The organism is Sulfitobacter noctilucicola, assembly GCF_000622385.1.
Taxonomy (GTDB): domain Bacteria; phylum Pseudomonadota; class Alphaproteobacteria; order Rhodobacterales; family Rhodobacteraceae; genus Sulfitobacter; species Sulfitobacter noctilucicola.
Genome location: NZ_JASD01000008.1, coordinates 610,065 through 623,999 on the forward strand (window position 1 = coordinate 610,065; position 13,935 = coordinate 623,999).

At 56.8% G+C, this 13,935-nt stretch carries 13 protein-coding genes; 2 read left to right on the forward strand and 11 right to left on the reverse strand.

What is annotated here, in order from left to right; translation table 11 throughout:
• Positions 1-68 precede the first annotated feature (68 nt).
• Complete coding sequence (locus tag Z946_RS0106720) at positions 69-1,280, forward strand: aminotransferase-like domain-containing protein (protein WP_025054958.1); 1,212 nt, start codon at positions 69-71, stop codon at positions 1,278-1,280.
• On the opposite strand, the gene rsmD is transcribed toward Z946_RS0106720, so the two are convergent.
• Complete coding sequence (gene rsmD / locus Z946_RS0106725) at positions 1,264-1,824, reverse strand: 16S rRNA (guanine(966)-N(2))-methyltransferase RsmD (RefSeq protein ID WP_025054959.1); 561 nt, start codon at positions 1,822-1,824, stop codon at positions 1,264-1,266. The two genes, Z946_RS0106720 and rsmD, sit on opposite strands and share 17 nt — an antisense overlap.
• Complete coding sequence (locus Z946_RS0106730; RefSeq protein WP_025054960.1) at positions 1,821-3,029, reverse strand: NAD(P)/FAD-dependent oxidoreductase; 1,209 nt, start codon at positions 3,027-3,029, stop codon at positions 1,821-1,823. The genes rsmD and Z946_RS0106730 overlap by 4 nt, the downstream gene beginning before the upstream one ends.
• 91 nt (positions 3,030-3,120) lie before the next feature.
• On the opposite strand from Z946_RS0106730, the gene Z946_RS0106735 reads away from it, so the two are divergent.
• Positions 3,121-3,609: a peroxiredoxin gene (locus Z946_RS0106735; protein ID WP_025054961.1), complete on the forward strand. Its 489-nt coding sequence runs from the start codon at positions 3,121-3,123 to the stop codon at positions 3,607-3,609.
• Positions 3,610-3,663: 54 nt separating this feature from the next.
• On the opposite strand, the gene Z946_RS0106740 is transcribed toward Z946_RS0106735, so the two are convergent.
• The 9 genes from Z946_RS0106740 to Z946_RS0106785 form a co-directional block, all read right to left on the reverse strand.
• Positions 3,664-4,494, reverse strand: a complete 831-nt coding sequence (locus Z946_RS0106740) for a mechanosensitive ion channel family protein (RefSeq protein ID WP_241461308.1) — start codon at positions 4,492-4,494, stop codon at positions 3,664-3,666.
• Between the two features lie 32 nt (positions 4,495-4,526).
• Positions 4,527-4,835, reverse strand: a complete 309-nt coding sequence (locus Z946_RS0106745; RefSeq protein WP_025054963.1) for a 4a-hydroxytetrahydrobiopterin dehydratase — start codon at positions 4,833-4,835, stop codon at positions 4,527-4,529.
• Positions 4,832-6,019 (reverse strand): GNAT family N-acetyltransferase, encoded by a 1,188-nt coding sequence (locus tag Z946_RS0106750; RefSeq protein WP_025054964.1) that lies wholly within the window; start codon positions 6,017-6,019, stop codon positions 4,832-4,834. The genes Z946_RS0106745 and Z946_RS0106750 overlap by 4 nt, the downstream gene beginning before the upstream one ends.
• 49 nt (positions 6,020-6,068) lie before the next feature.
• Positions 6,069-6,830, reverse strand: a complete 762-nt coding sequence (locus tag Z946_RS0106755) for a glycerophosphodiester phosphodiesterase family protein (protein WP_025054965.1) — start codon at positions 6,828-6,830, stop codon at positions 6,069-6,071.
• Positions 6,827-7,285: a RidA family protein gene (locus Z946_RS0106760; RefSeq protein ID WP_081780788.1), complete on the reverse strand. Its 459-nt coding sequence runs from the start codon at positions 7,283-7,285 to the stop codon at positions 6,827-6,829. Before Z946_RS0106760 ends, Z946_RS0106755 begins: the two co-directional genes overlap by 4 nt.
• 84 nt (positions 7,286-7,369) lie before the next feature.
• On the reverse strand, positions 7,370-8,680 hold the full coding sequence (locus Z946_RS0106770; RefSeq protein ID WP_160170269.1) for an HlyD family type I secretion periplasmic adaptor subunit: 1,311 nt from the start codon (positions 8,678-8,680) through the stop codon (positions 7,370-7,372).
• A complete protein-coding gene (locus Z946_RS0106775; protein ID WP_025054968.1) occupies positions 8,677-10,413 on the reverse strand; it encodes a type I secretion system permease/ATPase in 1,737 nt (578 codons plus the stop codon). The genes Z946_RS0106770 and Z946_RS0106775 overlap by 4 nt, the downstream gene beginning before the upstream one ends.
• Before the next feature lie 108 nt (positions 10,414-10,521).
• A complete protein-coding gene (locus Z946_RS0106780) occupies positions 10,522-11,358 on the reverse strand; it encodes a PhzF family phenazine biosynthesis protein (RefSeq protein ID WP_025054969.1) in 837 nt (278 codons plus the stop codon).
• A gap of 99 nt (positions 11,359-11,457) precedes the next feature.
• Positions 11,458-13,680 carry a transglycosylase domain-containing protein gene (locus tag Z946_RS0106785; protein ID WP_025054970.1) on the reverse strand — a complete coding sequence of 741 codons (2,223 nt, stop codon included), beginning with the start codon at positions 13,678-13,680 and terminating at the stop codon, positions 11,458-11,460.
• Positions 13,681-13,935 lie beyond the last annotated feature (255 nt).

Consider the following 13,935-nt stretch of genomic DNA (forward strand, 5'->3'; position numbering starts at 1 on the left):
TAGGTAATAATTATTGCCATAAATTCCCAATTGTGATGTCTTGCCGAAATTAGGGAAGGGATTCTGACATGAATTGGGAAAATATCTTTGCCACGCGTATGGGCCGTATGAAGGCCAGCGAGATTCGCGAACTGCTCAAGCTCTTGGATCAACCGGATATTATTTCCTTCGCTGGCGGCATTCCCGATCCGGCACTGTTCCCGACAGAGGCGTTTCAGGATGCCATGACCGATGCGCTCTCCCCTCAGAACAGCAGCGCGGCGCTGCAGTACTCCGTCTCCGAAGGGTACGGCCCCCTCCGAGACTGGATAGTCGAGCAAATGGAAGCGCTTGGTATACCCTGCACCCGCGATAACGTGTTGATCACCTCAGGCTCGCAACAGGCGCTGGATTATCTGGGTAAGATGATGCTGTCGCCCGGCGATACCGCGCTGGTCACTTGGCCCACATACATGGGAGCATTGGGCGCATTTAACGCATACGAACCGACCTATGACCGATTGATGCCTGGCGGCAACCGCTCTGCCGATGACTATGCAAAGACCGCCGAGGCCGCAGGAGGTCGGGTCAAATTTGCGTATGCTTCCGTGGATTTCGCCAATCCGACCGGAGAGACCCTTGACCTTACTGCACGCGAGAACATTCTCGATCTCGCGGAAGTTCTCGACATCGCGGTAATCGAGGATTCCGCCTATCAAACCCTACGGTATGACGGCGATCCAATTCCGCCGATGCTTGCGCTTGAGATTGCCCGCAAGGGCAGCATCGAAGAGTGTCGCACGCTTTATTGCGGTAGCTTTTCCAAGTCCCTCGCCCCCGGTCTGCGCGTGGGTTGGGTGTGCGGCGCAGCGTCCGTCATTTCGCAACTGGTACTTATGAAGCAAGCCGCAGATCTGCATTCCGCCACGCTGAATCAGATGGCAATCAACTCTGTCGCGCGCTCCGTCTTTTCCGATCATACCGCCAAGCTGCGCCGGACCTATTCTGCACGCCGCAATACGATGCTGGACGCACTGGCCGAACATATGCCTGAAGGTGTCACCTGGACCAAGCCAGAAGGCGGGATGTTCGTCTGGCTGACCTTGCCGAAGCAAATGGATGGTGCCGCGCTTCTCAAATCTGCGCTGGAAACACAAAAGCTGGCCTTTGTTCCCGGGCAAGCCTTCTATGCTGATCGCTCGAATGCGAACACGCTGCGGCTCAGCTTTTCACTCGCGGATGATGAGAAGATCAAAGAAGGCATGAAGCGGCTGGGCGCTGCGATCAGGGCGCAGATGTAAGCTCCAACAGAGTGACATGCGTATCGCCGTATTTACGTGTGTCTGTCCGGGTGAACCCTTTTGGGGCCAGCATGGGCGCATTCTCTTCCCAAACGATCATGGCATCGGGGGATAGCCATCCGCCCTCCAAAAGTGCGGCTAGCGTTTTCTGGCCCATTCCCTTGCCATACGGGGGGTCAAGAAAGATCAGGTCATAGGGTGCACCGGGCCAGGTGCCCAAACGCGTTGCATCGTTGCGCATGACCTTGGTCTGCTCACGCACCCGAAGCTTTGCGATGTTTTCCGCAATCAGCTTTTGACCCACGCGGCCGTTCTCTATGAACAGAACCTCACTGGCACCGCGCGACAGCGCCTCAAGCCCCAATGCGCCAGTTCCCGCAAAGACATCCAACACACGCGCACCGACAATGACATCATGGTGCGTCAGCATCGAAAACAGGCTCTCGCGCACCCGGTCGGATGTGGGGCGCAGATGGGCACCCGCGTCACCCTTACCGACCGCTGCTAAAGCTGTCCCGCGAAAATTGCCCGCGATGATCCTCATGCTTTCAACAGAGCTTTTAAGTCGGTTTCGGGATCGGCTATTACCGTTGGATCGGGCGACTTGCCCGCCTCAATCAAACGCTTGCCCACCATATACCCGCGTGGATCATTCGCGGCGTCAACGGCCAGCAACGTATCCCCACGATAATACCAAAACCCAATGCTGTCTGCGTCAGGTTGGCGGATTACAACGCGGTCGTAGCCCGTATTCAGCCCTGCAATCTGTAGCTTTACGTCATACTGATCGGACCAGAACCAAGGCTTCGCCTCATAGGCTTTACCAGCGCCCATAATGTTCCCTGCGACACATTCCGCCTGATCTATTGCATTTGGCACGGATTCCAGCCGGATGCGTCCATCACGATACGGGAACGATGCGCAATCACCCGCTGCCCAGACATGCGGCGCGGAAGTCCGGCCCAACGCGTCTGTCTTGATCCCGTTTTCGATCTCGATACCAGATGCCTCTGCCAAGGCCGTTCCGGGACGAATACCCACGCCCACAATAACAAAATCCACGTCAAGTTCGGTGCCATCGCTCAAGACCGCTCCGCTCACCGCGACGTCGCCTGTTAATCGGTCCAGTCCGACACCTTCACGAATGTCGACGCCGTGTTTGCAGTGCAGCGCCCGGAAAAAATCGCTGGTTTCAGGGGCGGCAACCCGTTGGAGAATACGCTCTGCCATTTCAACAAGTGTGACGTGCAACCCCAGCTTGGCGGCAACGGATGCGGCTTCAAGCCCGATGTAGCCACCGCCCACAATCAGCACCTTTGCACCTTTTACGAACCGCGGTGCCATGCCGTTCACATCTGCCAGATCGCGCACCACATGCACTCCGTCCAAATCACCACCGATAGCAGCGGGCAGGCGGTTCGGCGTTGATCCGGTCGTCAGAACCAGATCATCATATTCCAGCGTTTCGCCAGCAATGGACACGGTCTGCGCATCTGCATCAATGGCATCGACACGCGCGCCCATGCGCAAGTCGATATCATTCTCGGCGTAAAAACTCTCGGGCCGCAGGAACAAGCGTTCAAGGATCATCTCGCCCATCAAATAGGCTTTGCTCAGCGGGGGGCGCTGGTAGGGTGGTACGGGTTCTTCACCGATCAACGTGATACGCCCCTCAAAGCCGGAGTTGCGCAGCTTGGCCACACAAGACGATCCTGCCTGCCCTGCACCCACTACAATCACATGACCCATTAATTCTCTCTCCCGCAATCACTGGTCGCGCCCGCACGCAAAACCTATATGCTGGTCAGGAACAAACGCAATGCAATGAAAGGCCTACCCGATGACAATTTCCCAAGGCGATACCCTGCCCGACGCAACACTGGTGCAGATGGGTGCAGATGGTCCCACACCGGTCCAGATGTCCGACAAAGTCAAAGGCCGCAAGGTTGTTGTATTTGCCGTCCCCGGCGCGTTCACACCAACCTGCCACTCGGCCCACGTTCCCAGCTTTGTACGCACGAAGGACCAGTTCGATGCAAAAGGTGTCGATGAAATTATCTGCATTTCCTGCAACGACCCCTTTGTGATGAAAGCATGGGGTGAAGCGACAGGTGCGACAGATGCAGGCATCACTATGCTGGCCGACGCATCGTCAGAGTTCACCAAGGCAATTGGTATGGATTTCGACGCCGCGCCAGCCGGTCTGGTTTCGCGGTCCAAGCGATATGCGATGCTGATCGACGACGGCAAAGTAACGTTGTTCCAGCCCGAAGAAAGCCCGGGCGTCTGTGACGTTTCAGGCGGCGAGGCACTGCTTGCCAGCATGTAAATGTACAAAAGGGACGCCATGATCGTGGCGTCCCTGTTTCTTTAGAAGCGGCGATCAGTTTGCTTGGATCATCGTCCGGGTCGGGAACGGAATGTCGACGCCACCTGCATCAAGCGCTTCTTTCACTTGCCGCGTCATATCTGCCTTGAAGACAAAATAATCGCTGGCAGAACACCAAACCCGTACGAGAAAATCGACAGAACTATCACCAAGGTTCGTCACCTGAACGAACGGCGCAGGTTCGGCCAGCGCACGTTCGTCAGCCATAATCGTATCCTTGATGATCTGCTCCGCATCTTTCAAATTTGCACCATAGCCCACACCAAAGGTCCATTCCGCGCGGCGGCGGTCATTGGTGGAGTAGTTAGTAATCACGTTGCCCCAAACTTCGGAGTTGGGCACGATCACTTGAACATTGCTCAGATCGGCAAGCTCGGTGAAATTCAGGTTGATCTGCTTGATTGTTCCCATCTCGCCCGCGACCTCAACAAAGTCACCGATTTTGATGGGGCGGAACAGGATAAGCATTACCCCTGCCGCCACGTTCGACAGTGTGCCTTGCAAAGCCAGACCAATTGCCAAGCCAGCGGCACCGATGACGGCCACCACTGACGTTGTCTGTACACCGAAGGTGTTGAGCACAAACAGCAGAGTGAAGCCAAGCACCACATAGCGCACGATCGAGGCTAGAAAGTCGAAAAGCATCTCGTCCAGATGCTTGTTCTTGCGACCCAGATTCGACACACGGCGCTGAAGCCACGCGGAAACGATCCACCCCAAGAGGATAATCGTAATCGCCCCGAGGATCGACCCTGCTGCGCTTGCAAGGAACTCTAGTGTAAGCAAGTCAGCAAGGGATTTGCCCTGCCAGATTTCGGTATTCATTATTGATGACACGGTATTATCTATTTCTTCCATTAGTCTTTCATGCTCTTCGCGATTCCATCCATTTTACGCGCCAGTTTAGCGTCCAGCGTACTCAGACCGTCCACATCATGGGTGGTGAGGGTCACATTGACTGTTTTGTAAACATTATCCCACTCGGGGTGGTGGTCCCATTTCTCTGCCCAGATGGCCGCCTGTGTCATCCAGCCAAATGCTTCGACAAAATTCGCAAATTCAAATGTCTTATGAATTGCATCGCGCCCTTCTGTCATCTGCCATCCTGTGTCAAACAAGGGCTTCAGCACCGTCTGGCGCGTTTCTTCACTCAATTTCTCAGTCATTCCTGTTCCTCAACAACGGCCCGTTTGAACGGACCGTACTCGGTCAATATTTCAATCTCTTGTTCAACGGCATCACGCTCCGCTTCAAGATAGTCGGCGACCGCATTTCCAAATCCCTCATCGCGCATCCAGTGCAATGACCAGACAACCGACGGCAAATAGCCGCGTGCGAGCTTATGTTCTCCCTGTGCGCCGGCCTCCACAGTATGCAGCCCTCTTTCAATCGCGAAATCGATTGCGCGGTAGTAGCACAGCTCGAAATGCAGGCAGGGGTGATGCTCGATGCAGCCCCAATACCTGCCGTACAACGCATCAGAGCCGATAAAGTTCAAAGCGCCTGCAATCCAGCGACCATCCCTTTCTGCCAACACCAGCGCCATGTCATCGCGCAGGGTGTCCTGTGCAATGTCGAAAAACTCTCGTGTGAGGTAGGGTGTGCCCCATTTGCGTGCACCGGTGTCCTGATAAAACTGCCAGAACGCATCCCAATGCTCGGGCAGAATCTGATCGCCCGTAAAGGTGTGAATCTCACCACCAAAAGCCTGCGCTTGTGCACGTTCTTTGCGAATATTCTTGCGCTTTCGGCTGTTGAGACTACCCAAAAAGCCATCGAAATCAGCGTAGCCTGCATTGCGCCAATGGAACTGTTGGCTCTTGCGCACCATTAGCCCCATTTCTTCGCCAAAGACCGCCTCATCCTCAGTGCAGAATGTGATATGTACCGACGAAAGCTGGTTGTTGTCCGCGACCTGTACAGCACCCTGAATGAGCGCGCGTTTCCCGATGTCCTCAAACCCCGGGCGCGTCAGAAAGCGGCGACCTGTCGCTGGCGTATGCGGCACAGCGATCTGGAGTTTCGGGTAATACCGGCCACCCGCGCGCTCCAGGGCATGCGCCCAGTTATGATCAAATATATACTCGCCTTGTGAATGCATCTTGGCATAAAGCGGCGCGACCGCAATCAGCTGTCCTTCAACAAATGCCGCCAGATGTTGCTGTTGCCATCCCGTACCGGGGCCCACACTTCCGCTTTTTTCAAGCGCCGACATAAACCTGTAGGTGGTAAAGGGATCATTGGGCGGGCTACCATTTCCCGCTTCGGGACAGGCACAGGCGTCCCATTCGCTCTGGCCGATCTCATCGATCCCGCCCATCAGCCTGATTTCAATGCTTTGTTCGCTCATGACCCAACCTTACCCCTTGCCTCGTTATCTGTGGCATGTGGCACGCGGTTCAAGCGGTAAGCGCGGGCAGGAAGCCTTCAAACGTAATATTATCTGCGATCTTACGAGCCTCGGACGCTTGTTCGGCACTTCGCACAGTCCAACAGAAAATCATGGCACCCTGATCCTTGATCTCGGCCACGCGCGGCGTAGACAGATCATCAACCTCGTGACTGACAAAAGACGCACCAACGCGCTCGAAGTCCGGAATCTGGCGCAGCTGATCGCAGGTCGCACGTGGAAGTGGCCAATCCTCATAACGATAGGCGCTGGTTACGATCCCGCGTGGCACGTCAGGAAGCGTCTCCGCCAACCGTGCAACAACATTCGGATTGAATGACATAAGCGCCAGCGGTCCGGCATACCCTTTAACGCCCGCCACAACAGCATCTTCCAATGGGCCGATATCCTGCCCCATGCCACCATCCTGATCCTTAACCTCGATCACCAGCGGCACCTGTCCCGCGACCAAGTCCAACACCTCTTCAAGATCGGGAATGCCTTCGTCACCGCCAAGAAGTTTTATTTTGCCAAGCTCGGACGCAGGCCGCAGCCGGATCGCGCCCTTTTCGCCGGTCAATCGCTCAAGCGCATAGTCGTGAAAGACCATCGCCGCCCCGTCAGCGCTCAGCTGTACATCAATCTCGATCCCATAACCGGCGGCAATCGCGGCGCGGATCGCGGCACGGCTGTTTTCGGGACGGCCATCGGACACGTTATGCAACGCGCGGTGGGCCAGCGGCACATCATAGAACAAGCGGGACAGGGTCATGAGATCTCGAAAATACCTTCGATCTCAACCGCCACGCCCAGCGGCAATGATGGTGCGGATACTGCGGAACGCGCATGCCGCCCCTTATCGCCAAGCGCTTCGACCAGAAAATCCGAACACCCGTTGATGACTTTCGGTTGGTCCGTGAAGTCCTGCGTTGAATTCACAAAACCGGTCAGTTTTACAACGCGCACGAGACGCTCAATATCGCCACCACAGGCGGCTTTTACCTGTGCCAAAAGACTGATCGCACAGGTTTTTGCCGCCTCGGCACCTGCTGCCACATCCATCGTGTCACCCAGCTTGCCGATGATCAGCCCTTCGGGTCCGTTAGATATCTGCCCGGAGACATAAACAGTGCTGCCTACTTTCACGAATGGCACGTAATTCGCCGCCGGTGCAGGCGCGTCTGGCAAAGTAATGCCGAGTTCTGACAAACGGTCTGTGATGCTCATGGTCATATCCTTTGCTGGTCTGTTGCGCGAGACGCTAGCGGTCTTGCCGGCAAACGAAAAGACCTTGCAGCGTGCCGTCCGTTATTAATTACCCCTCATCGCATGGGCAAAGTAATCTGTCATTGGCTTGGTGAGATAATGCAGAGGTGTACGCGCACCCGTTTGCACAAAGACCTCAACAGGCATCCCTGCAAGCAGAGCAGTGCCAGAGGGAAGCCGTGCAAGCTGATCTTCTGCAACGGTGACTTCCACAGCGAAATACCGACTGCCGCGCCGTTCGTCTACAATCGCATCGGGCGATACCGCGCTGATATGCCCCCGAATTTCTGGTGTGATCCGTTGGTTGAGAGCCGCTAGGCGCAGGTTCACCGGTTGCCCGAAAGAAATCTGATCGATGTCGTGTGGCAGCACCTGCGCAGCAATCACCGGACGTTGCACCGGCGGAACGATGTAAAGTATGGTGTCACCAGCGCGCAGCACCGTACTGGTACCAGTTGGCTGCATACGATGAATGACCCCAGAGACCGGTGCTCGAATTTCCGCACGCGCAATCTCGTTCTTCAGTTTGGCAATATCCGCGCGAAACTTGCGCATTGGCTCTTCGAGGTCACGGGCTTTGGCGATGGCTGCCTCCCGTCGTTCTGCAAGACGTTCGTTCAATGCTGCATCAATCTCCGCGAGCCGCTCTACCGCCTCTTCCCGTTGCGATGTCATTTTAGCCAGATCCGTGTCAATCTGGGAGGCTAATCGCCGCGCCTCAAGCACTGTGGCGGCAGGGATCAACTTGCGCTCGAGCAATGCTTCCTGCTTGTTCAGACCTTCACGAACAAGATCGCGCTGATAGACCAGCGAAACCAGCTGGGCATCAATCCCGCTCAATCTGGCATCTATCTGGCGCTTGCTTTGAGTAGCCTGTTGCACGTGCTGCCGGAGGGTCGTGAGGCTGGCGGCAAAGAGCTCGTTCTGCCCTTGAAGTATCAAGGCGAGGCTTGGGTCGTCTTGAGCCGCCGCCACCAGATCCGGACGAAAATCTATCTTCTGAGTGCCGCCGAATTGTGCATGCAAGCGGTCCAGTTGCGCAAGAACGGCGAAAAGCTCGTCCTCTGCAAAGGCCAGCGCATTTTCTTGTGTAGTGATATCCAAGCGCAAAAGGACCTCACCACGCTGGACGACGTCACCGTTTTGGACAAAGACCTGCGCGACGACCCCACCGATCACGGGCTGCACTGCCTGTTGGTTCTGGTCCGCTTTTACCTGACCCGTGACAACTACCGCACCCGCAAGTGTCGTCTGCGTCGCCCAAAAGCCAAACCCGCCAACCAGCGCGATCAACGCCAACAAACCGCTCAACGCGTAGGCCCTGATTGAAACCCCAAGCTCTATAGGGCCGCTCACCTCATGCCCCCTGCCACCGCTGGTACTTGCTGCAAAGCTCCAGCGTTCTTGAGCATTCCTGCCATAACTTCTTGCTTGGGTCCGAATGCCATGCGTGTGCCATTGCTCAAGACCAGCAACATCTCGCACTCCGCAATGGCAGCTGGCCGGTGCGCCATGATCAGAACAGAGCGCCCGCGCGCCTTCATATGCCGGATTGCCTGATTAAGCGCTTCCGATCCGTCGTTATCCAGATTGGAATTCGGCTCGTCCAGAACCACAAGTGCAGGATCATGAAACAGAGCGCGTGCCAATCCCACGCGTTGCACCTGTCCGCCCGACAGCCTCAGCTGTCCCGCATGTACCGGTGTGTCATATCCTTTCGGCAGGCTCAGGATCATTTCATGCGCACCCGCCATGGCTGCAGCCTCAACCACCTTCTCTGCATCCGGCTGAAGCGCCAGCCGCGCAATGTTCTGCGCGATCGTGCCGTCAAACAGTTGCACCTTTTGCGGCAGGTATCCGATATGTTGTCCCAGTACTTCACTGTCGTATTGGTCCAGTGCCGCACCACCAAGGCGAACGCTGCCGCCTGCCGCAGGCCATACCCCGACAAGCGCGCGCGCAAGCGATGATTTTCCTGCACCCGAAGGCCCGATCACGCCCACCGCCTGCCCCGGTTCGACATTGAAACTTAACCCCTTCAGGGTCGCGATGCGGTCGCCCGGCGGCACAACTGTCAGGCTCTGGACCACCAGACGCGCTTCTGGTGCGGGCAAGTCAGTGCGCGGTGCTTCGGGTGGCACCTCCCCCAGAAGATACGCCAGATTTTGCCAACTGTGCACTCCCTGTTGCGCGATCTGCCATTGGTTTAAAATCGTCTCCACCGGCGCAAGCGCGCGACCCAGCAGGATCGAGCCAGCCATCATGCCACCCGCGGTCATCTGGCCGTTCAAAACCAGCCAAGCACCCACACCCAGCATGACAGATTGCAACAGCAAGCGGGCCGTTTTACCGAACGTCGAAAATCCAGCCCCGATATTGCTGACCGCTGTCTCCGACTGCAAAGCGCGGCTTTGCGCCTCGTTCCACAATTTGAACGCTGCAACCCGCATCCCCATCGCGCGTAGGGTTTCCGCATCGACCCTGAATTGATCTGAAGCAGTCCGCGCCATTTGCCCATGCCGGTTAGCCGCTGACTGGCTGCGCTTGCTTAGCAACTGGTTGGCGAGGGTCAGCGCGATCAACAAAGCAGCACCGCCCAATGCGATCCCGCCGAGCAAAGGATGGAACACAAAAATCACCGTGAAGAAAAGCGGTGTCCAAGGCAGATCAAACACGGCGGTGACGATCGGTGCAGCGATCAACCGCCTGATTTGTTCAAGATCGTTGAGGCCACTTGTCGTGTACTGATCGGGCAGAACCGCCGCCTTGCGTGCGACCGAGTGAAAGACCCGCTCATGAAACGCAGCCCAAAACCGGCTGGCGGCGACGGACATGATCCGCGAACGCGCGAAATCCAGTACGACCATGATGCTATAGAGAAACACCAAGAGGAGCGATAGCGCGACGAGTGTTTCAACCGAACCCGATGACAGCACGCGATCGTAGACCTGCAACATGTACATAGGGCCTGTCAGCATCAACAGATTGGCAAACAGGCTGAACCCGCCCGCAGTCCAGTAAAGCAAGCGGCTTTGCTTGCGCACTTCGCGCAATTCCCGCCTGCCGCGTGCTTTATATTTTACGCTCATCTTCTGCTTTCAGCCGCCCACAACAGAGGCGCAGGCAAAAAACCGGCCTGCCACCCCCAGCAGGTTCAGTTGAAACAGATGATGTTTAAGATTGCATTGCTGCCAGCGCTACATCCAGCGTACCGCACCACTTACCTTCACCGAGGCCCCGGGCGTGCCTGAAACTTCGACCGTCAACGCGGAGGGCATCCCCATGTCTTCGCCTTGCGCGATCACAAAGCTGCCACCTTTTCGCAATCCGTCCCAATTCAGATCGACTAACGCGCCCCCAAGCGCCGCCGCAGCAGCGCCGGTCGCGGGGTCCTCAACCACGCCCCCGCTTGCAAAGGCATTGCGGGATGAGAAAGACCGCGGACCTTCGACATGCAACAGGCTGACAGTGGTCAGATCGTGCTGCGCCATCAGATCGCGCATCGCCTCAAAGGGGTATTGCATCGCCGCAAGCGCTGCGCGGTCTTTGAGCGTGAGCAGCCCGTGGCGCACGCCAGCAAAGGCCAGCGTCGGTGGTACAGCAGAATCCAGATCAGCCCGGGACACGCCAAACAGTTCTAGCAATTGATCGCATAACTCTTGATCCATCGGGTTTGACCATGTGGCTGGAGATTTTAACGCTGCGTGCCATTCTCCACCGCGCTCTGATGCCTCTACGCTGATATCGCCATCGCGCAAGGCCAGGTCAAACCGACCTGCGCCAAATCGCTGCCCAAGAGCAGCGCCCAGCGCGATTGTTGCATGACCGCAGAAAGCCACCTCGCCGATAGGGGCGAAATAGCGGACACGCCAGCCTCCTGCATCGGGTGCTGCGAAAGCAGTTTCCGAAAACCCCAAATCAGCGGCCACCTTCTGCATTGTTTCATTAGGCGGCAAGGCATCCGCAATCACCACACCTGCGGGATTGCCGCCGGTTCCGCCTTTGGAAAACGATGCTATCTCAAGGGGTGTCATCTGCGGCTCCTTTGCTGGGACTTACAAAGGATACCGCAGAAAAGCGTGCAAAACTAATGATGGTCGGTGCGCCGTCCCATCACAGTCTGCGATCAATGGCTAGCGTTCCGCTCCACCAGGTGCGGAGCTTCTGCTGCCGTTGCCGCCGCCTCCGAAAATGTCGCGCAAGACCTGATCGATGATCGTCCCCTGTGGCTCACGACGCGGTTGGGGTGCCTGCGCGGGGGCTGCCTCGGGCTGGCTTTGCGCGCTGGCTGCGATAGGCGGATCCATCGGTAATGGCGTGATGGGCAGGCCTTCGTGGACCCTGCTCATCACCTCGCGCCAGATGTCTGTGGGTAGACCGCCACCAGTCACACCCTTGAGCGGTGTATTGTCATCATAACCCATCCAGACCCCCGCCACATAATCCGCCGAGAACCCGATGAACCATGCGTCCTTGGCCGCTGAAGTCGTGCCTGTCTTACCTGCCAGCTCGCGACCACCAAATTGCCCACGTTTGCCGGTACCATCCGAGATGACCTTCTCCATCATATAGACAAGCTGGCGCGCCGCACCTTCCTGTATGACGCGCTCTCCGATCCCGCCGCCAGTACCCATCAGCGGCTCGCTGTCACCAAGCAGAGAAAGCTCCACCAGACCATATGGCGTGACAGAGGACCCGCCGTTGAGGATGCCTGCGTAGGCACCTGTCATCTCAATCAGCGTGCTCTCTGACGCGCCCAGCGCGAGCGCAGGACCCGCAGCGAGGTCATTCTGAATGCCGAACTGCGATGCGACCTGACCAACCAGTTCACGGCCCACGCTTTCTGATATCTTGACCGCTGGGATGTTTAGCGAGTCCTTCAAAGCTTGCGTAAGCGTAACTTGCCCTTTGAAGCTGTTGGTATAGTTCTTTGGGCACCATTCTCCCGAACCCGGAATGTTCAGACAGTATGGTGCGTCTTCAATCAAATCCTGCGGTGAATATCCCAGATCAAGAGCCGCTGCGAAGACGAATGGCTTGAATGCCGAACCCGTCTGGCGCAACGCCTGCGTCGCACGGTTGAAAGCACCTGCAACCTTGGTCTTTCGACCACCCACCATTGCGCGCACCGCACCATCAGCTGACATAACCACGATCGCGGCCTGCGCTTTGGAACCTTCGCGCACCTTGTTCTCAAAGACCCACTTCAGTCCTTCTTCGGCAGCACGTTGCATCCGCTGATCCAGTGTCGTCTTTATCCGGACGTCCTCGGTGGTGTTCCTCGTAAAGAATTCGGGGCCCGTCGACATGACCCAATCGGCGAAATATCCGCCCGCCCGTGCTTCCGCTGCCTGCGACAGCTCCGCCGGATTGTCCTGTGCTGCCCGCGCTTCGGTTTCGCTCAGGTATCCTTGCTCTTGCATTAGCCGGACAACAGTTGCCGCGCGACTTTGCGAACGGTCCAGATTGTTCGTTGGTGACAGGGTTGTCGGAGCCGTCAGAAGCCCCGCAAGCATCGCACCCTCTGCAACACTCACAGCCGACGCCGGTTTTCCAAAGAAACGCTGCGCTGCTGCTTCCGCGCCGAAGGCACCGCCACCCATGTAGGCGCGGTTCAGGTAAATCGAAAGGATGTCATCCTTGGAATACTTCGCTTCCATCGCCATAGAAAACAGCGCCTCTTTGGCTTTGCGCTGAATGGAAGAGCGCCTGCAACTGGCCTCATATTCCTTTTCGGTCATGCCCGCGCCGGGGTCAAAAGGTTCGCCAAGGCAGATCAGCTTGGCCACCTGTTGCGTGATCGTTGAACCGCCGTGACCAGAGAGCGGCCCGCGCCCTTCGGACAGATTGATGCGTACGGCAGACGCGATACCGCGCGGGCTTACCCCGAAGTGACGGTAGAACCGTTTGTCCTCTGTCGCGATCACCGCGTTCTTGAGATTGGGCGACACGGAATCTGCGGTGACAACTCCGCCGAACTGGTCCCCGCGCCACGCGAATACCTTGCCGTCCCGGTCCAGCATGGTCACAGACCCTTTGGCCCGGCCGTCCAAAAGGGCTTCGAGAGGTGGCAGCGTTGTATACAGGTACCCAACAGCCAACGCGAGCACCAGCACGACCACTGCTGTGATGCGCCACGTGATTTTCCATATCAGCCTAAAGAACCAGCCGACGATCCTGCTGAGCAGCCCAAGGATGCCACCCCGACGGGGACGTTTGGGCGCAGCTGCTTTGCGCCGGACCGGTGCTGACTTCTTCGCAGGCTTCTTGGTTACAGCCTTATTCGCAGGCTTGCCTTTGGCCGGATACCTTTTATCGGCGACCAAGGGCCGCTTTCGCTTTGATGAATCACTCATAACCTGGCCTGCTCGGCTGCTCTTTTTTCAGGACCATACCCGCATTCATGCTGATTGTTTAGCACTTGCTTTGAGGATGATGCGTTATTGATATGATTAATTTTTAGCCACTTTGTGATATTCGCACATAAATTAATCATATCTTCCCCCAACACATCCCGCATATCGCCTTCTGATCTTTCCTATCAGGGGGAAATACAAGTTTCTTCTGACACAGATCGCAGGGGTGCCTGCCAAACGGGAAAAGGGTCCAAA